The 25,971-nt window shown below is 65.1% G+C and carries 24 protein-coding genes and 1 tRNA gene; 15 read left to right on the top strand and 10 right to left on the bottom strand.

Annotated features, from left to right (window positions below; all coding sequences use genetic code 11):
• Positions 1-10: 10 nt before the first annotated feature.
• The 3 genes from MKP08_RS08725 to MKP08_RS08715 are packed head-to-tail and all read right to left on the bottom strand — an operon-like array spanning position 11 to position 3,599.
• Positions 11-2,080 (bottom strand): NAD(+) synthase, encoded by a 2,070-nt coding sequence (locus MKP08_RS08725; RefSeq protein WP_241553495.1) that lies wholly within the window; start codon positions 2,078-2,080, stop codon positions 11-13.
• Positions 2,077-2,586 (bottom strand): CinA family protein, encoded by a 510-nt coding sequence (locus MKP08_RS08720; RefSeq protein WP_241553494.1) that lies wholly within the window; start codon positions 2,584-2,586, stop codon positions 2,077-2,079. Before MKP08_RS08720 ends, MKP08_RS08725 begins: the two co-directional genes overlap by 4 nt.
• Positions 2,586-3,599, bottom strand: a complete 1,014-nt coding sequence (locus MKP08_RS08715) for a DNA topoisomerase IB (protein WP_241553493.1) — start codon at positions 3,597-3,599, stop codon at positions 2,586-2,588. The genes MKP08_RS08720 and MKP08_RS08715 overlap by 1 nt, the downstream gene beginning before the upstream one ends.
• Positions 3,600-3,686: 87 nt before the next feature.
• Here MKP08_RS08715 and MKP08_RS08710 point away from each other — a divergent pair.
• The 11 genes from MKP08_RS08710 (at position 3,687) to MKP08_RS08660 (ending at position 12,596) form a co-directional block, all read left to right on the top strand.
• Positions 3,687-3,761, top strand: a tRNA-Gln gene (locus tag MKP08_RS08710).
• A gap of 282 nt (positions 3,762-4,043) precedes the next feature.
• Entirely contained in the window at positions 4,044-5,471 is a 1,428-nt protein-coding gene (locus tag MKP08_RS08705) for a methyl-accepting chemotaxis protein (RefSeq protein ID WP_241553492.1), read from the top strand.
• A 40-nt stretch (positions 5,472-5,511) separates the two neighbouring features.
• Complete coding sequence (locus MKP08_RS08700) at positions 5,512-5,775, top strand: STAS domain-containing protein (protein WP_241553491.1); 264 nt, start codon at positions 5,512-5,514, stop codon at positions 5,773-5,775.
• A 17-nt stretch (positions 5,776-5,792) separates the two neighbouring features.
• Positions 5,793-7,952 carry a chemotaxis protein CheA gene (locus MKP08_RS08695; protein ID WP_241553490.1) on the top strand — a complete coding sequence of 720 codons (2,160 nt, stop codon included), beginning with the start codon at positions 5,793-5,795 and terminating at the stop codon, positions 7,950-7,952.
• Positions 7,949-8,806 carry a protein-glutamate O-methyltransferase CheR gene (locus MKP08_RS08690; RefSeq protein ID WP_241553489.1) on the top strand — a complete coding sequence of 286 codons (858 nt, stop codon included), beginning with the start codon at positions 7,949-7,951 and terminating at the stop codon, positions 8,804-8,806. The genes MKP08_RS08695 and MKP08_RS08690 overlap by 4 nt, the downstream gene beginning before the upstream one ends.
• Positions 8,806-9,834 (top strand): chemotaxis response regulator protein-glutamate methylesterase, encoded by a 1,029-nt coding sequence (locus MKP08_RS08685; RefSeq protein ID WP_241553488.1) that lies wholly within the window; start codon positions 8,806-8,808, stop codon positions 9,832-9,834. The genes MKP08_RS08690 and MKP08_RS08685 overlap by 1 nt, the downstream gene beginning before the upstream one ends.
• A complete protein-coding gene (locus tag MKP08_RS08680; RefSeq protein WP_306300137.1) occupies positions 9,831-10,376 on the top strand; it encodes a chemotaxis protein CheD in 546 nt (181 codons plus the stop codon). Before MKP08_RS08685 ends, MKP08_RS08680 begins: the two co-directional genes overlap by 4 nt.
• Before the next feature lie 26 nt (positions 10,377-10,402).
• Complete coding sequence (locus tag MKP08_RS08675; RefSeq protein WP_241553487.1) at positions 10,403-10,777, top strand: response regulator; 375 nt, start codon at positions 10,403-10,405, stop codon at positions 10,775-10,777.
• Between the two features lie 27 nt (positions 10,778-10,804).
• Positions 10,805-11,245: a chemotaxis protein CheW gene (locus MKP08_RS08670; RefSeq protein WP_215228556.1), complete on the top strand. Its 441-nt coding sequence runs from the start codon at positions 10,805-10,807 to the stop codon at positions 11,243-11,245.
• Positions 11,246-11,280: 35 nt separating this feature from the next.
• A complete protein-coding gene (locus MKP08_RS08665; RefSeq protein WP_241553486.1) occupies positions 11,281-12,291 on the top strand; it encodes a response regulator in 1,011 nt (336 codons plus the stop codon).
• Positions 12,288-12,596, top strand: coding sequence for a hypothetical protein (locus MKP08_RS08660; RefSeq protein ID WP_241553485.1), 309 nt, complete (start codon positions 12,288-12,290; stop codon positions 12,594-12,596). The genes MKP08_RS08665 and MKP08_RS08660 overlap by 4 nt, the downstream gene beginning before the upstream one ends.
• On the opposite strand, the gene MKP08_RS08655 is transcribed toward MKP08_RS08660, so the two are convergent.
• The 7 genes from MKP08_RS08655 to MKP08_RS08625 all read right to left on the bottom strand — a co-directional run bounded on the left by MKP08_RS08655 (position 12,590) and on the right by MKP08_RS08625 (position 23,497).
• On the bottom strand, positions 12,590-14,746 hold the full coding sequence (locus tag MKP08_RS08655; protein WP_241553484.1) for a TonB-dependent receptor domain-containing protein: 2,157 nt from the start codon (positions 14,744-14,746) through the stop codon (positions 12,590-12,592). The two genes, MKP08_RS08660 and MKP08_RS08655, sit on opposite strands and share 7 nt — an antisense overlap.
• Positions 14,747-14,858: 112 nt before the next feature.
• Positions 14,859-15,542 (bottom strand): Fe2+-dependent dioxygenase, encoded by a 684-nt coding sequence (locus MKP08_RS08650; RefSeq protein ID WP_241553483.1) that lies wholly within the window; start codon positions 15,540-15,542, stop codon positions 14,859-14,861.
• Positions 15,543-15,658: 116 nt separating this feature from the next.
• A complete protein-coding gene (locus tag MKP08_RS08645; RefSeq protein ID WP_241553482.1) occupies positions 15,659-16,369 on the bottom strand; it encodes a TIGR02281 family clan AA aspartic protease in 711 nt (236 codons plus the stop codon).
• A 30-nt stretch (positions 16,370-16,399) separates the two neighbouring features.
• Positions 16,400-17,386, bottom strand: coding sequence for an L-histidine N(alpha)-methyltransferase (gene egtD, locus MKP08_RS08640; protein WP_241553481.1), 987 nt, complete (start codon positions 17,384-17,386; stop codon positions 16,400-16,402).
• The gene (gene egtB, locus MKP08_RS08635) at positions 17,386-18,651 is read right to left on the bottom strand and encodes an ergothioneine biosynthesis protein EgtB (protein ID WP_241553480.1); all 1,266 of its coding nucleotides are present in this window, start codon (positions 18,649-18,651) and stop codon (positions 17,386-17,388) included. The genes egtD and egtB overlap by 1 nt, the downstream gene beginning before the upstream one ends.
• A 386-nt stretch (positions 18,652-19,037) precedes the next feature.
• Complete coding sequence (locus MKP08_RS08630) at positions 19,038-20,411, bottom strand: class II 3-deoxy-7-phosphoheptulonate synthase (protein WP_241553479.1); 1,374 nt, start codon at positions 20,409-20,411, stop codon at positions 19,038-19,040.
• Positions 20,412-20,512: 101 nt separating this feature from the next.
• Entirely contained in the window at positions 20,513-23,497 is a 2,985-nt protein-coding gene (locus tag MKP08_RS08625) for a pitrilysin family protein (protein WP_241553478.1), read from the bottom strand.
• Positions 23,498-23,577: 80 nt separating this feature from the next.
• Here MKP08_RS08625 and MKP08_RS08620 point away from each other — a divergent pair, with 80 nt between their 5' ends.
• From MKP08_RS08620 to MKP08_RS08605, 4 genes are read left to right on the top strand one after another with little or no spacing between them, the layout of a single operon-like run.
• Entirely contained in the window at positions 23,578-24,156 is a 579-nt protein-coding gene (locus MKP08_RS08620) for a NifU family protein (protein ID WP_241553477.1), read from the top strand.
• Between the two features lie 30 nt (positions 24,157-24,186).
• On the top strand, positions 24,187-24,795 hold the full coding sequence (locus tag MKP08_RS08615; RefSeq protein WP_241553476.1) for a malonic semialdehyde reductase: 609 nt from the start codon (positions 24,187-24,189) through the stop codon (positions 24,793-24,795).
• A 16-nt stretch (positions 24,796-24,811) separates the two neighbouring features.
• Positions 24,812-25,441, top strand: a complete 630-nt coding sequence (tsaB, locus tag MKP08_RS08610; RefSeq protein ID WP_241553475.1) for a tRNA (adenosine(37)-N6)-threonylcarbamoyltransferase complex dimerization subunit type 1 TsaB — start codon at positions 24,812-24,814, stop codon at positions 25,439-25,441.
• The gene (locus MKP08_RS08605; RefSeq protein WP_241553474.1) at positions 25,438-25,914 is read left to right on the top strand and encodes a GNAT family N-acetyltransferase; all 477 of its coding nucleotides are present in this window, start codon (positions 25,438-25,440) and stop codon (positions 25,912-25,914) included. The genes tsaB and MKP08_RS08605 overlap by 4 nt, the downstream gene beginning before the upstream one ends.
• Positions 25,915-25,971 lie beyond the last annotated feature (57 nt).

The following is a 25,971-nucleotide window of genomic DNA, read 5'->3' as shown; positions in this document are numbered from 1 at the left end:
GCAGCGTGCGTCAGCTGTTCCCGTCCGGCACGGTTTCGCGCAACTCCGCGAGCCAGATGTCCGCTACGGCGTCGCTCGGGGCACGCCAGTCGCCGCGCGGACTGAGCGCGCCACCGCCCGACACCTTGGGGCCATTAGGCATGGCACTGCGCTTGAACTGGCTAAACTGGAAGAAACGCCAAAGGAATTTTTCCAGCCATGTGCGGATTTCGGCCAGATCGTAGGCCCGTTTGGACCCTTCCGGAAAACCTGCCGGCCAAACGCCTTCGCCGGCGTCGCGCCACGCATGCCAGGCAAGGAAGGCGACCTTGCCCGGTTTCTGGCCGTAGCGCAGGATATGATGGAGGAAGAAGTCGTTGAGCGAATAAGGGCCGATTGTGTCTTCGGTGCTCTGGATCGTGCCATCCTCACCCGCCGGGATCAATTCTGGGCTGATTTCCGTGTCCAGCACCCGGTAGAGCGCCTGGTGCACATCCTCGTCGAATTGCTCGGTCTGCGCCGCCCAGCGCATGAGGTACTGGATGAGCGTCTTGGGCACCCCGGAATTGACCCCGTAATGGCTCATCTGGTCGCCCACGCCATAAGTGCACCAGCCCAGCGCCAGTTCGCTCAAGTCCCCGGTGCCGACGACGAAGCCGTTATGCTGCCCTGCCAGCCGGAACAGATAGTCGGTCCTGAGCCCCGCCTGCACGTTCTCGAAAGTGGTGTCGTAGACAGGCTCGCCATCGGCGAAGGGATGGCCGATGTCCTCCAGCATGCGACGCGCGGCGGGCTGTATATCGATTTCCTCGGCGACGATGCCGGTCGCTTTCATCAGGGCCCAGGCATTGCCCTTGGTCCCCTGCGACGTGCCAAAGCCGGGCATCGTGTAGCCGCGGATGGTCGAACGAGGCAGTCCCAACCGATCGCACGCCTTGCATGCGATCAGCAGCGCATGGGTAGAATCGAGCCCTCCCGAAATTCCGATGACGAGGCTCTCGGGCTTCGTTGCCTCGATCCGCCGCATAAGCGCATCGACCTGAATGCCGAAGGCCTCGAAACAATCCTCATCCAGCGCCCATTGCCGGTTGGGAACGAAGGGATAGCGACGGATCGGCCGTTCGAGCCCATGGTTGCCAGGCTCATATTCGTGTTCGAAACGGACTGTGCGATAGAAATCCTCCGGCCGCCCTTCGTGCTCGGCGGCATCCGAGAAGGTCTGGTTGCGCATCCGGTCCAACAAGATTCGCTGCGTGTCGATATCGACCACGCAGAGGTCGGGATCCAGATCGAAGCGCTGGCTCTCTCCCATCAGCTCGCCCAGTTCGTAGATCACGCCCTGTCCGTCCCATGCAAGGTCGGTGGTACTCTCGCCATGGCCCGCGGCGGAATAGGCGTAGGCACACATCGATCGGCTGGAGCTGGCGCGGCAATGCAGCTTTCGATCGTCCGCGCGCCCGATGGTAATCGGCGAGGCCGAGAGGTTGAGCAGGATCGTCGCGCCCGCCAGCGCGGCCAGCGTGCCCGGTGGGTTCGGAGCCCAGAAATCCTCGCAGATCTCGATCCCGAAGGTGAAACCGGGAAGGTTCGATGCGGCAAAGATAACGTCGGTTCCGAAGGGCACGTCCTGACCCGCGACCTCGATAGTCAGGCCGACACAGCCGCGCCCGTGCTGAAACCAGCGCTTCTCGTAAAATTCGCGATAATTGGGCAGGTAGCTTTTCGGAATGACGCCCAGGATGCGACCCCGCGCGATGGCGAGCGCGCAATTGTAGACTTTCCCATTGCGGGCCAGCGGCGCGCCGACGACCAGCACGGGGGTCAGTTCACGCGAGGCTTCGACGATCTCCCCGATGCCACGCTCCACCGCTTCCAGCATTGCAAGCTGCAGATGAAGGTCGTCTATCGCGTAGGACGACACGCACAGTTCGGGATAAAGCAGCAGGTCCACCTGCCGTTCACTGGCGACCCGTGCCTGTTCGATGATGCCGCGCGTGTTCGCGTCGACATCCGCGGTGCGCACCGTGGGCGTACAGGTCCCTACGCGCACGAAGCCATGATTGTGCAGGTCGTAGAACGGATGGCTGCGATCTTCACTCATGCGCGCAAGGCGTCCCTCATCATTTCCAGCGCCGTTTCGAGCGCCGCGATCCGTACGCCGTCCCGTCCGACGGCACCGTAATGGCATTCGCGGTGAAGCGGCTCGCCACCATCGCGAACGCATGCGAAATGCACAAGGCCCTCCTCGTCGTCATCTCCCCCCGGCCCGGCGAAACCCGTGACCGAAAGGGCGACTCCGGCATCGGCGCGGTTCAGCGCGCCCTTCGCCATGGCCAGCGCCACCGGGCGACTGACCGCGCCGCAATCATCCACCATTTCGCGCTCGATACCGAGCAGATCGCATTTCGCGCCGTCCGAATAAACGACGAAACCGCGCTCGAACATGTGCGAACGCCCCTGAACGTCGGTCAGCAGCGCGGCGAGCAGACCGCCGGTACAGCTTTCGGCAACGACGATCGGCGCATCCCGCTCCTTTGCCAGATCCAGCACTTCGCGTGCGAGCCGATCGAGCCGCTCGGGAAGGAGAGGGTCGAGCGTCTCCGCCATCAGGCGGCCAGGAGGTCCTGCGCAGGCGGGCAGGTTTCGAGATATTCGATGAGACCCCGTTCGGCGCGGGACAGCCATTTGGTCGCTCGCGGCAGCCGCAGACCGCGGCGCCATTCCGCCTGCCGGTCGAGCAGCGCGAACATGGCGGGATGAATGTAGCTCTTGCGGGTCACGGCAGGCGTGTTGCCCAGCTTCTCCGCAACTTTCTCCGTGAGAGCCTTGATCGTGAGATTGTCCTTCGCCGTCGCGATCATCTCGAACGCCAGGACGCTCGCATGCCAGGTGCGGAAATTCTTCGCGGTGAAGTGATCGCCCATCGTTTCGCACAGATAGTCGTTCACATGGCTGGAAGTGACGTCACAGATTCCGCCCTCGCCATCCTCGAACGTGAAAAGGTCCTGCCCATGCAGATCCTGCATCTCACGCACGATCCTTGCGAGGTCTGCATCGTCCAACGTGATCTCGCGCTGCTTGCCGGACTTCGCCTTGTAGCTGAAATCCAGTTTCTGGCCTTTGACCTTCACATGATGGCTCTTGATCGTCGTCGCCCCGTAGCTGCCATTGCGCTTCGAGTAACCGTCATTCCCGATGCGCACCGCGCCCAGATCGAGCAACCGGACCACACCCGCCAGCGCGCGTTCGCGCGTCACGCGGGTGCCTGCCAGATCCTCCTCGACCCGCTTGCGGATCAGCGGCAGCAGGCTGGCGAAGGTGATGCAACCGTCGAACTTCTCGCTTTCGCGCGCTTCCCGGAAAACTGGGTGATAGCGATATTGCTTGCGCCCCTTCGCATCGTATCCGGTTGCCAGAATATGCCCGTTTTCTGCCGGGCAGTACCATGCGTCGGTATAAGCCGGCGGTAGCGCGATCGCGTTGAGCCGCGTACGTTCGGCGCGGTCGGTGATCAGTTCGCCTTCGGGATCGTAATAGCTCCACCCCTTGCCTGACCGCTTGCGCGTGATGCCGGGCAGTTGATCGTCGACGTATATCAGTCCGGAGGGATGCGACACCATGCGGGCTCAATTCGCGCCCGCCCGGTCTGGTTCCCCGCATCGCCCCTTCACATCCCGCGTCTGCACGCTATAGGGGCGCGCACCTGCTGGGGTGTAGCCAAGTGGTAAGGCACCGGTTTTTGGTACCGGCATTCGCAGGTTCGATCCCTGCCACCCCAGCCATTCTCCCGCCCACACGTTTACTTAGATCGCTCGCCACAGCGGGACCCGTTTCCCCTACGGCATACATGGTCTTTCGTCATGAGAGACGCGGATTCTCGAGCTCTCCAGCAGCAGTTGTCGGCATCTGTTTCGCTCACGGCGACCTCGAAGCCAAGCGACGAAACCGTCCGGTAAGCTGTGAGTAACCAACGCGCTTAACTACGGTTTAGGGGCTAACCCGTATCCGGGCCTCGACGGTAGGAAAATCCCACAGTCCTGATTTCTATACGCGGAGGTTTCTTCATGCTCTCGTGGTTCCGGGAAAACGCGCCCATTCGGCGCAAGTTCGATGTCATCACATTCGTGTTCGCGGCGATCGTCGCGGTCCCGGTGTTTACCACTGTAACGGCGGTTTCGTCTTCCGGTGCGGAAGGGTGGCTGCTCTTTCCCGCGTTCGGGGCGCTGGTCGCCGCGGTCGCGGCGGGCCTGATTTTCAAGAATAACGTCTGCGATCCTTATGTGGGCACCGTGGTGCGGATGGAAGGCCTCGCCGCCGGCGACCTTTCCTCCCCCATCGAGTACACGACCTACACCGACTGTGTCGGCCGGATGACGCGCGCGATGGACGTGTTTCGCAAGAATGGCGAAACGGTGCGCGACACGGCCGCGGCGCAGGAGCGGATTGTGGCCGAACTGGGCGAAGGCCTTTCGAAGCTCGCGGTAAGCGATCTTACGCATCGGATCGATGAGCCCTTCCCCTCCGAATACGAGAAGTTGCGTAACGACTTCAACCGCGCCTCCGAAGCTCTCTCCGACGTCGTAGGAGCGGTTATCGAGGCTGCGAACGGGATCAACAACGGGGCCAGCGATATCCGCCAGGCGTCGGACGACCTCTCGCAGCGCACCGAACAGCAGGCGGCGAGCCTCGAAGAGACCGCCGCCGCCATGGACGAGATCACGGGCACCGTTCGCGAGACGGCCGAGGGGGCGAACCGGGCGAACGCCATCGTCGGCGAAACCCGCAACGACGCGCAGCAATCGGGCGAAATCGTGCGCCGGGCGGTCGAATCCATGAACGGGATCGAACGCTCTTCGGGCGAAATCAGCGAAATCATCAGCGTCATCGACGGGATCGCATTCCAGACCAACCTTCTGGCCCTCAACGCGGGGGTCGAAGCGGCCCGCGCGGGCGATGCAGGCAAAGGGTTTGCGGTCGTCGCATCCGAAGTGCGCGCCCTTGCCCAGCGTTCGGCCGAAGCGGCGAAGGACGTGAAGGCGAAGATCACGGCCTCCTCCGATCAGGTCGAACTGGGCGTCGGTCTGGTGAGTGAGACGGGTCAGGCGCTCGAACGCATCATCACCCGGATCGCAGAGGTCGCCGATCTGGTGGAAACGATCGCCGCATCGGCCAAGCAGCAGTCGACCGGTCTTCAGCAGGTAAATACCGCCGTAAGCGAAATGGACGGCGTGACGCAGCAGAATGCCGCGATGGTGGAAGAAGCGACCGCCGCAGCGCGCAGCCTGGCCGAGGAAGCGACGACCCTTAACCAGCAGGTTTCGCAATTCCGTCTGCTTAATAGCGGCACGGCCCCGCGTTCCACCGGCAACCCGGTTCACCGGCTCCAGGCCCAAGCAGCGAACATCAATCGCGCGCCGACGGCACCCCAGGCCCGGCGCGTGGCAAACGGTGGAACCACCAGCTTCGGCGACGACGACTGGTCCGAGTTCTGAGCCGCGCACGCGTACCAATCAGTTCAGGGGGAGTTGAAGCGTGACAATAGCGTTATCCCGTAACGTCAATGGCTCCGAAGCGGTCAGGATTGCGACCGCATTGGGAGAACATGTCGACCGATCCCAGCCCCTGCTGATGGACGGTGGAGAGGTTGATCAGATCGGGATGGCAGGCCTGCAGGTGCTGCTTGCCGCCAAGACGACGGCTGCCGGCGTCGGCCTGCCATTCCGGCTCGACAATCCGAGCAAGCCGCTGTCGGACATGGCGACCCTTGCCGGCCTCGACGACCTTCTGACCTCCTGACCGCCGGAGTCCCGCTCGTGGATATGAACGAAATCGAGGCCATCTTCTTCCAGGAATGTGAAGAAGGACTGTCCGGGATGGAAGCCTGCTTCGCCGAACTGCAAGGCGCGGATCAGGATCCCGAAACGATCAATACGATCTTCCGTCACGTCCATTCGATCAAGGGTGGTGCGGGGGCATTCGGCCTGGAGCAGTTGCAGCATTACGCACACCATTACGAATCGCTCCTCGACCTCGTGAGGTCAGGCAAGATCGCGCTCGACCGCGATCTGATGGACCTGATGCTGGGCGCGTTCGACATGCTGGCGGATCACGTCAATGCTGCGCGCGAACATGGCGAACCTCCCGCCGACGAGAGCATGATAGAGCGGCTCGATGCCCGCTGCCAGGCGACCGCAACCGCTGCCGCCGAGGCACCGGCGAGCGCTGAGGATGCGCCGACCGCTACACCGGAACAGGCGCAGGCCGAGGACGACGGCTTCGACGATCTGATGGCGATGCTCGGCCCGACGCCCTCCGTGGCGGAACCCGCGAACGAGACTGAGCCCTCCTCCACCACGGAACAGGAAGCGGACGACTGGGTACTCAATTACTGCCCAGCCCCGAATGCCTTGGCCAACGGAGCCGAGCCGCTGCTCATCCTACGCGAGCTTGCGGCGCTCGGCGCGCGCGATATCCGCTGTGATCATAGCACGCTTCCGGCGCTCGGCGCGTTCGACCCGGAAACAGCCTATCTGCGCTGGACACTGCGCATCCCCGCCAACGTGGCGGAGGAGGATATACGCACCCCCTTCGAATTCAGCGAGCCGGAGAGCCTGACCCTCGCCCGCGCTTCCGCCGAAACAGAGCAGGAGGACGCTGATCCTGCGGATGCCGCGCCCGAAGCGGCACCCGTGGTCCAACCCGCTCCCGTAGCCGAAGCGAAGCCGGAACCGGCGAGCGCGCCCGCCACACCCGCGGCACGGCCGAGCCCAGCTGCCCCACCTGCACCCTCGGCCACGATCCGCGTCGATCTCGCCAAGCTGGACCGGCTCGTGAACCTGGTCGGAGAACTGGTCATAACCCAGTCGATGCTGTCGCAGCGCCTCCTCGACGACGGGGCCGGGCACGCCGACGAACTGGCCGATCTCGAACTGCTGACGCGTGAATTGCAGGAATCGACCATGGCGATCCGCGCGCAGCCGATGAAGACGGTCTACAGCCGGATACCGCGCCTGATCCGCGACCTCGAAGCCGAAACGGGCAAGCGCGTACGCCTCGAACTCGAAGGCGAGATGACGGAAGTCGACAAGACGGTGATCGAGCGGATCGGCGAGCCGCTGACCCACCTCATCCGCAATGCGGTCGACCACGGTCTCGAGGGGCCGGAAGGTCGCGTCGCTGCCGGAAAGCCGGAGGAAGGTCTCATCCGGCTTTCCGCTACCCATCAGTCGGGCCGGATCGTGATCGCGGTGAGCGACGACGGTAAGGGGATCGATCGCGAGAAGGTGCGTGCCCGCGCCATCCAGCAGGGTATCGTACATGCGGACGCGGTCCTGACCGATGAAGAGATCGACGCGCTCATCTTCGCACCGGGTTTCTCCACCGCGGAGGCGGTCTCGAACATTTCGGGCCGCGGCGTGGGTATGGATGTCGTGCGCAAGAACATCCAGGCGCTAGGCGGGCGGATCACCATCACCTCGCGCCCCGGACACGGATCGATCTTCTCCTTCAGCCTGCCGCTGACCCTCGCGGTGCTGGACGGCATGGTGGTGACGGTTGGCGATCAGACGATGGTCGTTCCGCTGTCCCACGTAATCGAAAACATCCGCCCCACACCCGAAGCGGTCAAACCCTATGGCGCAAGCGGCCATCTCCTCAACGTGCGCGGAACCTACGTACCGATCCTGTCGGTCGCTTCCGCGCTGGCGATCGACGAGCGCGAGCGCGATCCGCGTGACGGGGTGCTGATCGTGGTCGACGGCGATCACGGGCAGGTCGCCCTGATGGTGGACTCCATCGACGATCAGCGACAGGTCGTGGTGAAGAGCCTGGAGGCCAATTTCCAGCCGGTCGCCGGTATCGCCGGGGCCACCATCCTGGGGGATGGCAAGGTCGCGTTGATCGTGGACGCGCACGAGTTGCTTTCCCGTCACCGCGGGGCAGCCGCTCCCGCAGCGCTGGCCGACGCGGCATGAAGGCGGCGATAGCCTCTCGTCCGCGCGAGCGCGAGTTCGGTTTCGGCGAGGCCGACCACCGGGCGATCGCGGAGCTTGCCTATCGCGAGGTCGGCATCCTGCTGCCCGCATCGAAGGCACAGATGGTATATGGCAGGCTGGCACCGCGCGTGCGCGCCTGCGGTCTGTCGAGCGTGGCGGACTATATCGGTCTGATCGATAGCGACGCCCCCGAACGGGGTCGCGCGATCGACGCGCTGACGACCAACCACACGTTCTTCTTTCGCGAAAACCACCATTTCGACGACTTCAACCGGCTTGTCTGGCCCGACCTGAAAGCGCGGCTTGCGTCGGGTGGGCGTGTTCGGCTGTGGTCGGCCGCATGTTCCAGCGGGGAAGAGCCCTACAGCTGGCTGATGTCGATGCTCGGCAGCGACCGTAGCGGCGGAAAGCGTTTGCTGAGCGGCGATTTCCGGATGCTCTCGACCGACGTTTCGCCATCGGTGCTGGCGACAGCGAAGGCCGGAATCTATCCCGCAAACGTGGTGGAAACCGTCCCCGGCCCGCTTGCGAAGACCTGGCTGAACAAATCCGGCGACGGCTTCGAAGTCGATCCCGCCCTCCGCGCTGCAGTGGTGTTCAACGTCCTCAACCTGCTGGGCGACTGGCCGATCCGCACAACCTTCGACGCCATTTTCTGCCGCAACGTGATGATCTATTTCGATGGCCCGACGAAAGCCCGGCTACAGGCGCGACTGGCCGATGCCCTGAAGGTTGGCGGTCTGCTTTGCATCGGTCACTCCGAGCGCCTCGACGGCGAGGTCGCCAGGCGTTTCGAAATCGTCGGTCGCACGTCCTGGCGGAAGGTCGCGTGATGCCGACGCGTGTTCTCATCGTCGACGACTCGCCCACCATGCTGGCGCTGTTGCGCCGCGAACTGGACGAGGCCCCCGATATCGACGTGGTGGGGGTGGCAAACAGCGCCTATGACGCCCGCGACAAGATCAAGGCGCTCAATCCGGACGTCATCACTCTCGATATCGAGATGGAGGGCATGTCCGGGCTGGAGTTCCTCCGGCGGGTCATGCAGCTCCGCCCCATGCCGGTGGTCATGGTTTCCTCGCTCACCAGCGAGGGGGCGAACGCTTCGCTAACCGCGCTCGAACTCGGTGCCTTCGCCTGCCACGACAAGAACAATCTCGGCGCCCGCAAGGTCGAGCACGCGCCTTCGCTGGTCGAGCTGGTTCGGTCCGCGGCGCTGCGGGCCCGGCTCACATGTTCGCCCTCCACCGCCAGGGCGGAACGGCCCGCGCGCGATTACAGCCCCCGCCCCGACAGCGTGATCGCCATCGGAGTATCGACCGGCGGCGTCGAAACGCTGATCGAGTTGCTTGGCGGGTTCCCTGCGGACTGTCCGCCAACCGTGATCGTCCAGCACATGCCGCCAAGCTTCACCACGAGCTTTGCGGCACGACTGGACCGCAAATGTCCGCCGAAGGTCGCGGAAGCGCGCGCCGGAGCGAAACTGGTACGCGGCCAAGTCTACATTGCGCCCGGCGGCGACAGGCATCTGGAAATCGCGGGCGAGCGGGGCCAGCTCTACTGTCGGCTGACCGCGGGCGAACGAGTTAACGGGCATCGCCCCTCCGCCGATCGCCTGTTCCAATCGGTAGCGCGCGTTGCGGGCGACACTGCCCTTGGCATGATCCTCACCGGCATGGGCTGCGACGGCGCGGCGGGGCTAAAGGGCATGCGCGATCGCGGCGCGATGACGTTGGGACAGGATGAGGCGACGAGCATCGTCTACGGCATGCCGGCGGCTGCGCTCAACTGCGGGGCGGTGACCGAACAGCTTCCCCTGCGCCGGATCGGCCAGCGCGCGCTCGAATGGTGCCGCGCATGACCCGCTTCCCCAGTCGCGATGGCCTGCGCCGGATCACGGTCGCACAGGGAGAAGGCCAGGTCTGCGGCGCGACCGATGTTGTGTTGACCACCGTGCTCGGCAGCTGCGTCGCGGCCTGCTTCTACGATCCCTTCGCGCGGATCGGGGGGCTCAATCATTATCTGCTGGCCGAAGGGTCGGAAGAGAATCCGGGCGCGCTGCGGCGCTACGGCGTCCACGCGATGGAAGTGCTGATCAACGAGATGCTGGCCGAAGGCGCGATGCGCCACCGGCTGAAGGCGCGGATCTTCGGCGGTGCCCGGATGCATGCCGCCTTCAAGGATATCGGCTCCGCCAACATCGCCTTCGCCCGCTCCTTCCTTGCGGAAGAGAGGATCCCGCTCGTCGGGGAAGACGTCGGCGGCACTTCGGCGCGCCGGGTCGAATTTCGCCCGGGCCTTGGCCTGGCACGTTCGCGAACGATCGCGGGTGCCGCGCCGCCACCGCCGCCGCCAGCTCCGACACCCGCCGTAGATACCGGCGGGGACGTGGAATTCTTTTGAGATCATCGAATGACAAGGACCGAGCCGTGACCAAGACGATTTTCACCGTGGACGATTCGCCCAGTATGCGAATGCTGTTGCGCAGCGCGCTTACCGACATGGGCTACGACGTGGTCGAGGCGGAAGACGGCGTGTGCGCGCTGGACAAGTTCGATTTCGACGGTGCCGAATTCAAGCCTGACCTGCTGATCACCGATCTCAACATGCCGCGGCTCGACGGGTTCGGGCTGATCGAACAGGTTCGTGCGGCGGGACGCAGCGATCTGCCGATCCTGGTGCTGACCACCGAAAGTTCGGACGAGAAGAAGCAGCGCGCGCGGGCCGCCGGCGCGACCGGCTGGATCGTCAAGCCCTTCCACCCGGAAAAGCTCGCGGCGGCTATCCGCCGGGTCCTCCACTGATCATTCGCACAACGCAGGAAGCCGACCATGAACCGCCAACTCATCACCTTCCAAATCAACGGCCAGACGCTGGGCATGGATATCATGGCCATCCGCGAGATTCGCGCGTGGTCGCCAGCGACGCCCCTGCCCAATGTCGATTCCCACGTTCGTGGGGTGGTAAACCTGCGCGGTGTGGTGCTGCCAGTGCTCGACCTCAGGGAACGGCTCGGCTGGGGGCGTACCGAACCGAGCGAGCGCCATGTGATCATCGTCATGTCGATCAACGAGCAATTGCACGGCATCATGGCGGACGCGGTCAACGATATCGTGTCCGTCTCGCAGGACGACCTCCAGCCCCCTCCCGAGGTCGACGATCCGCAGTCCCCGAGCCTGCTCGAAGCCCTCGCGACCGTCGACGATCGGGTGATCTCGGTTCTCGCACTGGAGCGGCTGAGTTTACCCAAGGCGCTGTCAGAAGCCGCCTGATCCCTTCCATACTTGCCTAGAGGTTGCAGTTAGCCATGTCCGACACGAAGGTTCTGGTCGTCGACGATTCCCGCATGATGCGCACGATGATATCGCTCGCGCTGGAGGAACTCCCGAACATCTCCGTCGTCGGGGAAGCCGACAGCGCCGACGACGCGCGCGAGCAGGCGGCTTCGCTTCGTCCGGACGTGATTACCCTCGATGTCGAAATGCCCGGCATGTCGGGAATTGAATATCTGGAAGAGATCATGAGCACGCGGCCGATGCCCGTCATCATGTTCTCCACCCGCACCTCAAAAGGCGCCGCCGATACGGTCGAGGCGCTTCGGCTGGGCGCGGTCGGGTGCTTCCCCAAGCCCGTCGGCTCGCGCGACGTGATGCAGGAAACCATCGCCGAGGTCGGCGAATGCATCAAGCGGGCACTGTCCGTCCGGCTGTCCAAGCTGTCGAAGCAGGACGAAGGGTCGGCACCGGCCCGCCCGCCTCTTGAGTGGAACGGTCGCCCGCTCGTGGTCGGAGCTGACTCGACCTCGATCAGCGAGCTTTTCTCTCTCTTTGCCGGCTTCGGCGACGACTGCCCGCCCACCGCCGTCGTCTTGCAGAACGTCGATCAGGACGTGCTGGATGGCGTGGTGGCGAAGCTGGACGGCCAGCTCGGCGCGAAGGTCGTTATTGCGGAAGACGGCATGGCGATGGAGAGTGGCACGATCTACTTCGCGCCGCGTACCGAGCATCACCTCGTCGTCGGCGGCTGGCCGGAAGGGCGCCTGCAATTGCTCGCGCGCGATCCGGTGGCCGGACAGCGACCGGCCATCTCGCTGCTGTTCGCTTCCACCGCAAAGGCGGCAGGCGATGGCGCGGTCGGCCTCGTGGTAACCAGCCTGGGCGAAGACGCGGCGCGGGGCGCAGGTGTGCTGAGCGATGCGCGATCGCACGTCATTGCCGTGGACGAGAATGGCGAATACAACCTGTCGCGCGGTCACGCATCCCAGCCGGTCGCACGCGAAAGCCTCGCGTCCGAACTTCTCAAGCTGATCAGCAAATGACGCGGGCCAGCGCAATCGTACAGGACGAGCCTGCGTTTCAGGGGCCGGCGCTGACCGCCGCCCTGGCCGAGGAACTCAGGCTTGCCGCGCGCCATCTCAACGATCTGGCATACGAACTCGCGATGGATCCCGAGGTCGTGCGCAAGCACATGGAACCGCTGCAGAAGATCGACCTGGTAACGCAAATCCAGCTCTCGGTCGCTAGCGTGCTGGAAAGCGACCCCCAGGCTGGCGACAGCCTGGAGGTCGGGCTGGAGGACATGGCTCAGCGGCTACGCGCCGCCTGCCAGCGCGACGATCAATAGCGCGCGGAAAGCGAAAGGATCGCCTGGCGCCCCTGCGCGGGAACCGCGAAGTGCGGGTTGCGCAGCTTCACAACGTAGCGCTCGTCGCCGACATTCTTGACGTTGAGCTGCAGCTTGATCCGATCGGTCATCGCGAAGGACGCAAAGGCGTCGACCCGCCAATATCCGTCCGCCCGCACCAGCTGCGTCGTATCGGCGAAGCGACTTGACTGATGATAGACGCCGCCACCGAATTCGAACCGCGGCGTGACCGCGAGCGAAGCGTTGAGCGACATGTTGTTGCGGGGCGAGTTGGGTAGCTCGCTGTCGATATAGCTGTAGCCGCCGAACACGGACAGTGGTCCGGCGCGGCCGGTCGCCCCCAATTCGAACCCGCGAATACGTGCGGAATCGATGATCTCGGTCACATTGCCCAGCCCGTCTGTCTGGATGATATTGTTGCGATCGACCTGGAACACCGCTCCCGATAGCTGCATGGAGCCGCCGAACAGATCGGCCTTCGCGCCGATCTCGTAGTTCTCGGTTTCCTGCGGCGCGTAGGTATCGTTCTGAATGGGGATGTTCCCCGATCCCGCGCCCACGTCGGTCCCCGGCGGGTTCTTGGCATTCGCGTAGGATGCGTAGATACTCGCCCACGGCGCAGGCTTGAATATCACGCCTGCCTGCCAGCTGACGAAATCGGTCTTGACCGACCCGCTATAGGGTCCGCCGCGCCCGCTGCCCGCACCACCCGCGCGGTAATCGGTGTAGCGCACGCCCGTGTTGACGATGATCTGCGGCATCAGCGTGATCGAATCGAACGCATAGACGCTGATATCCTCCGCATCGGCGGTCGAAGGCGAGGTGGAAGGCGTGATCGCACCGGACCATGGGTCGGCCGGGTTCGGGTTCTGCAGGTCGGTGCAATTGTAGCTGGCGAGCCCGGAAGGATCGAGGCACCCCGTTCCCGGGCCGTTGAAACGATAGTTGCCGGTATCGACGCTGTAGTTGCGGTTGAACGTATCGGCCCAGCTGTATTCCACTCCGGTCGAAAGGCTGTGTTCGATCCCGCCGGTGGCGAACTGGCCCGAAACATTGGCAGTCGCGGTCATCGATTCGGTCAGCGCATTGCGGCTTTTGATGTTCCGCCAGACGTACCCGTTCGCAACGTTGCCAGCGCTGTCGTCGGGGTTGGTGACGATATAGTCGTTGCGCGAGTTGGAGTAGCGCAGCAGTGCACTGGCGCTCCAGTTTGTGCTCAGCGCGGTGTCGAACTGGAAGGTGGTCGCATCGACCCGCGTTTTCTGGAAGTCGCGCACCAGCAAGCCATAGAAATTGTCGTAGTCGACATCGGCCGGGCGACGTACCCCGCCGGGTAGCTGACCGCGCGAGGTTAGCGGGATCCCGTAATCTGGGATGCCGTCGCTTTCAAAATGGTAGTGCGTCAGGCGCGCGACGGTGTCCGTCCCCACCCCGAACGCGATCGACGGTGACACGCCCCATCTTTCATCGTGCACGGCATTGCGCCCCGCCACGTCACTCTGATGATACAAGGCGGCGACCCGCACGGCGAGCCGGTCGCCGATCTGCTGGTTAATGTCGGCGGTCGCTCGATAGAGGTCCGCCGTTCCGATCGACGCGGTTCCGGCGACCAGGGAGCCTTCGCGCGCGGTTTTGCTGACGAGGTTGATCCCGCCCGCCGCTGCGCCGCGGCCGCCGAACGCGCCGCTCGGGCCCTTGAAGACCTCGATCTGCTCGACCGCGAAGGTGTCGCGGGTCTGGGTCCCGATGTCGCGTGCGCCGTCGACGAAGATGTCCCCGGTCGCATCGATTCCGCGTATCAGGGGTATGTCAGCGCTCGCCGTACCCCCCTCGCCTGCCCCCAGGGTGATCCCGGGCACCGTACGAAGCGCATCTTCCAGCGAGTAGGACGCGGTCTGCTCGATCGTCTTTTCCGATACGATATTGATGGTGCGCGGCGTATCGAGCACCGTTGCCGTGGCCTCGTCGATGTCCAACCCGTTCAGGCGCGCACCGTTGACGACGATCGTATCGGGAGGAGCCGCCGCCTCTTCGGCTTGGGCCGGGGCGCTGGCGATGAATCCGATGCATCCGATTGCGAGAAATGGCGCGGTGCCGCGATTCATGTTGCGGCGAGAAATAGCATTCACGATTTTTGACCCCTGTTTTCGTAGTCCCTTGGCACCGCCTCTAGGATCGCGAGAATAGGGAGTCAACGCTAATGCGAGTTATTCTCAATATCATCCTATGCGCTATGCGCCGTCAGGCGTCGGCCCAGCGACGCATGAGATTATGGTAGAGATTGGTGAGTTCCAGCACCACGGGATCGTGCGGTCCGCGCTCCTCGGTCAGTACCCGCACGCTGCGGTCCAGCCGGTAGAGTTGCTCGCGTTCGCAATCGTCGCGGACCATGCTCTGCAACCAGAAGAAGCAGGCGGTCCGCGTTCCCTCGGTCACCGGGGTGACGCGGTGGAGGCTGGAGGCGGGGTAAAGGACCATGTCCCCGGCGCGTAGCTTCACCCGGTGCTCGCCGAACAGATCCTCGACCACCAGTTCGCCACCGTCATAGGCATCGGGTTCTTCGAGGAAGAGCGTAGCCGACAGGTCGCTACGGATACGGAACTCGCTGCCGGCGAGCTGGCGGATCGAATTGTCGACATGCGCGCCGAAATTTTCGCCACCGGCGTAGCGGTTGAACAGGGGCGGGAAGACCTTCAACGGCAGCGCGGCGGCGACGAATTCGGGGGCCTTGCCGAGCGCGTCGAGAACCATCCGCCCGGCCTCAGCCGCCTCCTTGCATCCCTGGCGCAACTGCCGGTTCCGCTTGGCCGAGCGCGACTGGTGCCCCGATGTCTCGTTCCCGTCTACCCAGGGTCCGGCGTCGATGGTGCGGCGGACCGCGTCCAGCGAACCTTTGTCGAGCACATTCTCGATCCGCAGCATCATCCCGCTCGGTCCCCTTCGCACACAAGCATTGGAGTGCGCGCGCTGGGCCCCTTGCGAATGATTGTCAATAGCGCCGCACGGTTGTCTTAATGCGGATCGCCGATGCGGACCGGGCCCTATTCGGTCGTGTCCACTTCGGGTTGCGGATGATTGGGGACCAGGATCAGCTCCCCGTTCTCCACCCGCCAACCTGCCAGGCGGCTGAGCAAATTCATGCCGATCACGTTGGTATCGCCCAGATTGGGCGCGATCACCGCGTCGAGCCCGCGCGCCGCCACATTGCCGAAGCGCAGTTCGTCGATCGTCGTGGTGCCCACGCGGACGGTGCCGTTGGCGGTAGTCATCATCACCGGCATCCGGTCGCGGCGCGGTTCGATGCCTGCCCGCTCCGCCGTGCGCGCGGAAATCGCCGTCAGAGTCGCGCCGGTATCGACCAGGAAATTGGCCTGCTCGCCATTCACGCGCGCCTTGAGCCAGTAATGCCCGTCGGGTGCCAGCGGAACGCGCGTTTCCTTCCCCTCCACGCGCTGTTCCGGCAGGCCGAGGTCCGACATCGCGACGTCGAAGCGCGGGTCCATCCGCGCGACCTGCACCACCACCAGCGCCAGCACACCGACCAGCACGACTGTCGAGGCCGTGCCGACCAGGCGGCCCAGCGGTATGCGTCGCCGCGCCATCATCGCTCCGATCCAGCCCAGCACCATGGCCGCCAGCGCCGCCATCAGCAGCTCGCTCTGCGGAATGTCGGCGACGTAGCTCAGCAGCGCGTCGAAGAGGGTCTTGGGGTCCACGCGTTCGATATAGGCGCTATCGGCTAGCAATTCCATGAACGGTGCAAGCCGCGCGGCGCCCGCCCCTCAGGGTGCGTTGCGCGGCACGGTCGCCTGGGCCAGCACGACGCTGAAGCGGTCCTTGCCGTCGAGCCAGCGACCGACCGGCGTCCAGCCGCCCGCCAGCAGCAGGGCGTTGGAGCTGCGACGGCTGAACTTGTGGCTGTTTTCGGTATGGATCGTCTCGCCCTTCGCCATCGTGAAGCTGCGCCCCGCGACCTCGAACGCAATGTCGTCGTTGGCCACCAGATGCATTTCAACCCGGGCGAAATCGTCGTTCCACCGCGCCTCGTGGTGCAACTTCTCGACCGGGATGGTCCCACTTAGTTCGCGATTGATCCGCCGCGCCATGTTGAGATTGAAGCTGGCAGTAACGCCCGCTGCATCATCATACGCCGCTTCCAGGACGCTGCGTTTCTTGATCAGGTCCATCCCGATCAGCAGCATCGATCCCTCGCCCAGCGTCGCGCGCATCGTGCGCAGTAGGTCGACGGCCGTGCGTGGGACCATGTTGCCGATGGTCGAGCCGGGGAAGAAGCCCAGCTTGGGCATGTCGGCCACTTCGGCGGGCAGCTCGACCCGGCGCATGAAGTCGGCCTCCACCGGATAGATCGGAAGGTCGGGGAACTTGCGGCCCAGATCCTCTGCCGCGGCGCGCAGGAAGTCGCCGGCGATGTCGAGCGGCACGTAGGCCGCCGGGTCGATCGCCTCGAGCAGCAAAGGCGTCTTGACCGACGACCCGCTACCGAATTCCACCACCGCGCGCCCTGGCCCGACCGCGTCAGCAAACTCCGGGCCGCGAGCGCGCAGTATCTCGGTCTCGCAGCGCGTCGGATAATACTCCTCCACCTGCGTGATGTCCTCGAACAGTTCGGAGCCTGCATCGTCGTAAAGCCAGCGCGCGGGCGTCGCCTTCTGCATCTCGCTCAAACCCTCCAGCACGTCCTCGCGAAAGGCGCGGTCCACCCCCTGCTCGTCGCGATCGACCAGTTCCAGCCCCCGGTTTTGCGTCATCAGATGTCCTTGGCGAGCCGCAGGCCGGTGAATTGCCAGCGCTGATGCGGGTAGAAGAAATTGCGATAGGATGGGCGCGAATGGCCGCGCGGCGTGGCGCAGCTCGCGCCCTTCAGCACGAACTGGCCGCTCATGAACTTGCCATTGTATTCGCCCACCGCACCCTCGGCCGGCTGGAAGCGCGGATAGGGCAGATAGGCGCTGCGGGTGAATTGCCAGCAATCGCCGAACAGGTCCGACGAACCCGTGGCGCCACCCGTGGGGTGAACCGGGCCCGCTTCGTCGAGCTGATTGCCGCTCGCCGGATCATGGCTCGGCGCTTGCTCGGCATGTTGCCCGCGCGCGATCGCCTCCCACTCGAATTCGGTCGGCAGGCGTCCGCCCGCCCACAGCGCGAAGGCGTCGGCCTCGTAATAGGAGATATGCGTGACCGGCGCGTGCGGATCGCGCGCCTGCCAGCCCTGAAGCGTGAAGTGCTGGTCGTCGCGCCAATAGAGCGGCGCGGCAACGCCATTATCCTGAACCCAGCACCAGCCGTCGGACAGCCACAGCGAATGGTCCCGGTAGCCGCCATCGGCGATAAACGCTTCCCACTCGGCATTGGTGACGAGCGTGTCGGCCAGCGCGAACGGTTCCAGCAACACCCGGTGCCGCGGCCCCTCGCAGTCGAAGGCAAAGCCGTTTCCGCCATGCCCGATCAGCGCGATCCCGCCGGGATGTTCCAGCCAGCCGCGATCGCGCGCCTCCGCCTTGGCGGGGCTGCCGTCCCACACCGCGGGACCGAGCGGGTTCTGGAACAGCGCGTGCTTGATATCGGTCTGGAGCAGTTCCTGATGCTGCTGCTCGTGCGCGATGCCCAGTTCGATCAGCGGGGCGAGGTCTTCGCGATCCAGCAGCGGGCCCATCGCTTCGGTCACGTGATGCCGCCATGCGAGTATCTCGCCCACGGTCGGACGCGACAGCATGCCCCGGCTGTCGCGCGCGATGCGCTCGCCTTCCGTTTCGTAGTAGGAGTTGAACAGGAACGGCCATTTCTCGTCGTGCAGTTCGTAGCCGTCGAGATGATCGCGCAGCAGGAAGGTCTCCCAGAACCAGGTGACGTGTGCGAGATGCCATTTGGCGGGGCTCGCATCCTCCATCGACTGGATCGTCGCATCGCTTTCCGAAAGCGGTGCGGCCAGTGCCTCCGTCAGCCCGCGCGCGGCGTGGAAGCGCGCGGCGAGCGAGGCGTCTTGCGGACGGGTGCGGAGCTTCGGTTCGGCCATGCGGTCTGATCCCTGTCGCGGCGATCCGTCACCCGGTGACAGACGACCGCCCTTCCCGCTTAAGCGCGGGAGTTGCCCCTTCGTTCCAGAAAGCGCGCGCCTTTTCAAGGCGAAGTCCTACAGGATGGAACACATGGAACAGTGTCCTGGGGCCGGAAATCGGGGTTGGGAAGAGTGTGGTTTCTGACGGGCATGCGCGGGGTGTGCGGGGCACGAAGCATCCGGCACCTCTCGCATTTTCGCAGGGGGTAGGAAACTACGTCCACCAGCCAAAGACGTCCTGCCATGGGCCATAGGCAACATGCACGGGCACCGTCATCCTAGCCATTACCGGGATGACGGCCTTCTAAACTAACAGGGCGAGCCCTACCGTGGCCCGACCCCCTCTAAGCCGCGTCAGCCTGCTGCTCGGACGCCGCGAGCCGCAGCATGTCCGCGATCGCAAACGCCAGTTCGATCGACTGCGCGGCGTTGAGGCGCGGGTCGCAATGGGTGTGGTAGCGGTCGCCCAGCGCATCGTCGGTGATCGCCACCGCGCCGCCGACGCATTCGGTCACGTCCTGCCCGGTCATTTCCAGATGGATGCCGCCCGCATGGGTGCCTTCCGCCCGGTGGACGGCGAAGAAGCCGCGCACCTCGGCCATGATGCGGTCGAAGGGCCGCGTCTTGTAGCCGCTTTCCGACTTGACCACGTTGCCGTGCATCGGGTCGCAGCTCCACACCACCGGGTGCCCTTCCCGCTGCACCGCGCGGACCAGCCGGGGCAGCGCCGCCTCCACCTTGTCGTGGCCGAAACGGCTGATGAGCGTGATGCGTCCCGCCTCGCGGCCCGGGTTGAGCGTGTCGAGCAGCTTGAGCAGCGCGTCCGGCTCCAGGCTCGGCCCGCATTTCATGCCCAGCGGATTGCCAATGCCGCGCGCGAATTCGATATGCGCGCTGCCTTCGAACCGGGTGCGGTCGCCGATCCACAGCAGATGCGCGGAGCAATCGTACCAGTCGCCGGTCAGCGAATCCCGCCGTGTCATCGCCTGCTCGTAAGGGAGCAGCAGCGCCTCGTGGCTGGTGTAGAAGCTGGTGCCCTGCAATTGCGGCACGGTGGCGGGATCGACCCCGCACGCTTCCATGAAATCGAGCGCTTCGGTGATCCGGTCGGCGGTCTCCGCGAAGCGATCGGCCCACGGGCTGCGGCCCATGAAATCCAGCGTCCACTGGTGCACCTGGCGCAGGTTCGCGTAGCCGCCGCCGGCGAAGGCGCGCAGCAGGTTGAGCGTCGCCGCGGCCTGCGAATAGGCGCGCACCATCCGTTCGGGATCGTTGCGGCGCTGTGCGGGGTCGAAATCTATTCCGTTGACGTTGTCGCCGAAATAGCTCGGCAAAGTCACATCGCCCTGCGTTTCGGTGTCCGAACTGCGCGGCTTCGCGAACTGGCCCGCCATGCGCCCGACCTTCACCACCGGCAGCTTGCCGGCAAAGGTCAGCACGACCGCCATCTGCAGGATCACGCGGAAGGTGTCGCGGATATTGTTCGGGTGGAATTCGGCGAAGCTTTCGGCGCAGTCGCCGCCCTGCAGCAGGAACGCCTCCCCGCGCGCGACATCGGCAAGATCGGCCTTCAGCGCCCGCGCCTCGCCCGCGAAGACCAGGGGCGGATAGGCCGCGAGCGTCTCCTCGGCGCGGGTCAGTGCCGCGGGGTCTTCGTAACGGGGCAGGTGGCGCGCCTCGTGCGCTCTCCAGCCTTCGGGTTTCCACTCGCGTGCCATTTCTCGCTCGCCTCCTTCTGCGGGCAGCGCACGCCTTGCCGGGAAACAGGCGCGCGGGGCAAGGCTAATTTGGGTTTAGCCGCCCCAAGTAGCGCCCGCCTCTAGCGGCTCGAGAGTGCCTCCGCCGCCTTCGTGCCGGTCGGCAGCGCGGTCGCCAGCGTCTGCCCTTCCGGGATGAAGGCTGCGCGATAACCCGCCCGGTCGCCCAGATATTTCTGCGCCAACGCCTGCATCCGCTCCGGCGTGGTCTGCGAATAATCGACCAGCAGGCTGCGGGTAAGTGCGACGCGGCGCGGGTCCGTGCTCGCCCCTGCCAGCTGCCACATCCAGAAGGTGTTGCCGGTGGATGCGCGCATGACCTGCTGGCGAAGCGGTTCGGTCACCCGCTCCAGCTCGTCGGCGGAGGGCGGGTTCTTGGCGACGTCCTCCGCGATCGATTGCGCGGCGGCGAAGAACACCGGAACGTCCTGCGGCCGCAACTGCGCGAAGGCCGCGATATTGCCACCGGAGGGGACATCGACCGGCCAGTCGCTGCGCACCACCGGGGCATAGCTCGCCCCCGCCCGCTCGCGCATCTCTTCCAGCAGGCGATTGTTGAACAGCTGCGTCAGGATTTCGAGCTGGCGCGATTCCCGCAGGTTCTCGATCCCGCCGCCGGTCTGCCACGCGATAAGCGCCGCCGCCTGGTTGGCATCGCCGCGATGATACTCGACCGTCACCGGCTGGGGATCGGGGAAGCCCGGCACTCGCGCCGCCGCATCGGCGGGAATCGGCTCGCGCGGCGGCAGCGCGCCGAAGGTGTTCTCCAGCGCCTCGATCGCCTTCGCCTGGTCGAAATCGCCGAAGATCGAGATCTCGATCGGGCCCTGCTTCAACAGCGGCTCCCACACCTTGCGGAAGCCCTCGGGCGTGGTCTGCGCGATCATTTCGGGCGTCGGCGTTTCGTAACGCGCGTCCTTGCCACTCAGTAGATAGTCCAGATCGCGCTGGATCAGGCCCGCCGGGCTGGTCGCGAAGGTATCGTAGGCCAGCCGTGCCGCCGCCTGCGAGCGCAGCACCGGGTTATCATCCCAGCGCGGCATGCCCAGCTTCGCCGCGAACAGATAGAGCTGGTCGGCCAGGTCCTCCTTCCGCGTCTGCGCGTCGAAGGTGAAATTGGCATCGTCGATCCCGAAATCGAAGCCGAGCTTGCGCCCGGTGGAGAGACGATCGAGGTCCTCCTGACCAAGATCGCCGAGGCCCGACCCGATCAGCGCGCTCTCGCCCAGGGCGATATAGGGCGCGTCCTTCGCGTCGAAGGCGCGATAACCCGAACCGAAGCGCACGTTCACCGCAACCCGGCCCGGCTCCGCATCGTTGGACCACAGCAACGCGGTGACCCCGTTGGAAAGCTCGACCCGGTCGATGCCCAGAACACCCAGCGGCGTGGTGGAAACAACCGTACCCGGCGTTCCGACCGGCGGCAGGTCGGCGAAGGAGATGGTGCGCGCGGCGAGGCGCACATCGCTCGCCGCATCGACCGGAGCCAGCAAAGCGGTGCGCAGGGCGGCATCGCTCGCCTCTCCGGCGGCAGGCGTCGTATAAACGGCGCGCACGACGTCCCCTTCGAACAGGGCGCGAGTGTGCTCCAGGATCGCCTCGGGCGTGATCTTGGCCTGCATGCCCTGGAACACGGACAGCACGGTCTCGGGCGATGCGGTGGTCTCGCGGATATCGACCGCGCTGGCGATATTGTTGGCCAGCGCGCCCCCGGCCTGCACGTCGCGCTCGGCCACCCCGGCCTTGAACGCGACCTCCAGTTCGGACACCTCGCGATCGATTTCCTCCTGCGTCGGCGGCGTCGCGAGGGCATCGGCGATCACGCCGCGCACATCCGTCAGCGCGGCTTGCCAGTCCTCGGTCAGCGGGGCGAAGGACACGAAGGTTCCGTCGACGCTGCGGCTGACGTCCTGCTGCTGAACCTGGGCATAGAGGAAGCTGCCGCCCGCCCGCGCCTTCGCCTCCAGCCGCCGGTTGATGAGTGCCTGGGCGAGCTGATCCATCATCAGCCCTTCATTGTATTCGATCGTATCGTTCACCTTGCGCCACGGACGCAGGACGGCATAGGTGAAGCTGCGCGGCAGATCGGGCTCGACCTCGACCGCGACCTGACCCACCGGGTTGTCGGCATCGACGCCCTTGGGTGCGACCGGATCGCCGAAATCGGGCGCGGGAGTTGCCTTCGCCTTCACCTTCCAGTCGCCGTAATATTTCTCGATCATGGCCGCCAGGACCTTCGGATCGACATCGCCGGCGATCGAAATCACGACGTTTTCCGGCCTGTACCAGCGATCGTGAAAAGCCTTCACGGCCTTGGGAGTCGCCGCCTCCAGCTTGTCCAAGGTCCCGATCGGAAGCCGTTCGGCCAGCCGTTGCCCGGCGAACAGCGTCTTGCGGGATTCGAGGGCGACGCGCATCCCCGGGCCGCCGCCTTCGCGCATTTCGGCGAGCACGATTGGGAGATCGGCGGCCAGAGTCTTCTCGTTGAAGACGGGGTCGCGGATCATGCCCGAAAGATAGCGCATGCTGTCGTCGAGCTTGGTCGGCGTAATGTCGGGCAGGTCGAGACTGAACAGCGTCTGCGTGGGGCTGGTCTGCGCATTGGTGTCGGTGCCGAAGCTCGCACCCAGCCGCTGCCAGGTCGGGATCGCCTCGCCGAAGCCGAGATAGGTGCTCTGGCGGAAGGTCATGTGCTCGATCAGGTGCGCGAAGCCTTGCTCGCTATCCTTTTCGTAAAGCGAGCCGGCGTCGATCCGGATGCGGATGGAGACCTGGCCCGGCGGCACGCCGTTATGCCGCACGGCATAGCGCAGGCCGTTGTCGAGCTTGCCGAACACCCACTCGCGATCGACCGGGATGTTGCTGCCTTCGTACAGCCACGGCGTCTCGTCGGGGCCCTGGATCGATGTCGGCTCGGGCAACGCAATGGGTTGCGGCGCCAAATCCTGGGGTTGCGACGCAACATCCTGCGCCGCGGCAGGGGCGGTCAGCAACGCGAAGGAGACAAGGGTGGCGAACGGCCGGGCGGCGCGCGAAAAACGATTCATGCGCGCCCTATAGGCCGTGCAGGGGTGAAGGCACAGTGAATGGCTTGCCCCGCCCCACCCGCGATCCTACATCGTGGCCCATGTTCATAGAGACCGAAACCACGCCCAACCCGGCCACGCTGAAATTCCTCCCCCAGCGCGAGGTGATGCCGTCGGGCACCCGCGAATTCGCCAATTCGGAGGATGCGGAGGCGAGCCCGCTCGCCCAGGCATTGTTCGACACCGGCGAGGTGACCAATGTGCTGTTCGGCGGTGACTTCATTTCGGTTTCGAAGGCCCCCGGCGTCGAATGGACCGACCTGAAACCGCAAGTGGTCGCGATCCTGCTCGACCATTTCGTCAGCCAGGCGCCGCTGTTCGCCGCTGGCAGCGCCGCGGGCATCTCCGTCCCGGCAGAGGATGCAATGGTGGTCGAGGAAGACCCCGACGATGCCGATATCGTCGCGCAGATCAACGAATTGCTCGATACGCGCGTGCGCCCCGCGGTCGCGGGTGATGGCGGCGACATTTCCTATCGCGGCTTCCGCGACGGTGTGGTCTATCTCGGTATGCAGGGCGCGTGCGCCGGCTGTCCCAGTTCCACCGCCACGCTCAAGCACGGGATCGAAGGGCTGCTGAAGCACTACGTGCCCGAAGTCACCGAAGTGCGCGCCGCCTGACCCTGATCCCTTCGCTCGCAGGAGCCATAGATGACCGAACAATTCCACGATACCGTCTTGTCCGACGCCGCGCTCGCGCAGCTCTTCACCGAAGCGCGCAGCTATAATGGCTGGCTCGACAAGGAAGTGAGCGAAGACCAGACCAGGCGGATCTACGACCTTCTGAAGATGGGGCCGACTTCTGCGAACCAGCAGCCCGGCCGGTTCCTCTGGTGCCACTCGGCCGAGGCGAAGGACCGGCTCGCCGCCCACGCCTCTGAAGGCAACAAGGACAAGGTCAAGACCGCGCCGTGGTGCGTAATCATCGGTTACGACATCGATTTCCATGAGCAATTGCCGTGGCTGTTCCCTCACACCGACGCCAAAAGTTGGTTCGAAGGCGACGTCGAGGGCCGCATCGCGCACGCGAAGCGCAATTCCGCGTTGCAGGGGGCCTATCTGATGCTGGCGGCCCGCGCGCTGGGCCTCGATTGCGGGCCCATGTCGGGCGTCGACCTGGACGCGGTGACGGAGGATTTCTTCGCCGACGAGCCGCAATATCGCGCCGACTGGATCTGCTCCATCGGCTATGGCGACAAGTCGACTATCTTCGATCGCAGTCCGCGCCCCGATTTCGAGCGCTTCAACACCATCGCCTGAACCTCCGCACCCGCCGATGGAGAGCCCCCGGACCCTCGTGATCGAGTGCGCGACCGAGGCGTGTTCGATCGCCCTGGTCGAAGGCGAGCGGGTGGTCGCGCATGACCATCGCGTGCTTGGCCGCGGGCACGCCGAACAGCTCGTGCCGATGATCGCCGCGCTGCCCGAACGTGGGAAGGCGGCGCGGATCGCGATCTCGCTGGGACCGGGCAGCTTCACCGGCGTACGGATCGGCGTCGCCACGGGCCGTGCCCTCGGTGTTGCCTGGGGGGCGCATGTGGTCGGCTTCCCCACCCTCGCCCTCGTCGCTGCAATGGTGCGGCGGGAGCATGGCAATCAGCCGGTCGGCGTGGCGATGACGGGCGGGCACGGAGAGTGGTTCGTGCAGGAATTCGACACCGGGGGCTTACCCGCTACCGATCTTCTCTCGCTTCCTCCCGAAGCCGCCGCGCGCGAGCTGCGCCCACCGCTGGTCGCCGGATCGCAGGCGGAGCCGCTGGTTGCCGCCCGGGGGCAGGGATCGGCCTTGTCCCTATTGCCGGACGCCTCGGCTTTCCCCGCGCTCCCCACCATGCTCCTGACCGATCGGGTGGCGCCGATTTACGGTCGCGCGCCCGATGCGCGGCCGGCCGCCCCCCGGCCATGACCTTTCCGCCGCAGGACGATATCGATCGCATCATGACAGTCATGGAGCGCGCGTTCGATCCGCACTGGGGCGAAGCGTGGACGCGCCGCCAGGTCGAAGACTCGCTGCGCTTCGCCCATACACATTACTATTTGCTGCCGGACGAAGATGGTGACGGGAACAGGCGCGCGGATGCTTTCGCCCTGGTCCGGTCCGCCCCGGGGGAGGAGGAAGTGCTGCTACTGGCCGTCACCCCCGACCGGCAGCGGCGCGGACTGGGCCGCCAGGTGCTGCACCAAGTAATCGCGGCGGCGCGTGCCCGCGAAGCGGAATCGCTTTTCCTCGAGATGCGCGAGAACAATCCCGCTGCCGATTTCTATCGTGCGGCGGGTTTCGAGCCGATCGGACGGCGGAAAGGCTATTATCGAACCGGGAATGGCCAGGTGCTGGACGCGGTTACTTTGCGCCTGGCGATCGCCTCTCCATCGATTTGATCGATTTTCTGTCCTTAATAGTCGCAAAACCGTTGAATAGGGGAGGAGGGGTGACTA

The organism is Erythrobacter sp. LQ02-29, assembly GCF_022576075.2.
Taxonomy (GTDB): Bacteria; Pseudomonadota; Alphaproteobacteria; order Sphingomonadales; family Sphingomonadaceae; genus Alteriqipengyuania.
The sequence above is the reverse complement of the archived record's forward strand: the minus strand, read 5'-3'. Positions and strand labels throughout refer to the sequence as shown.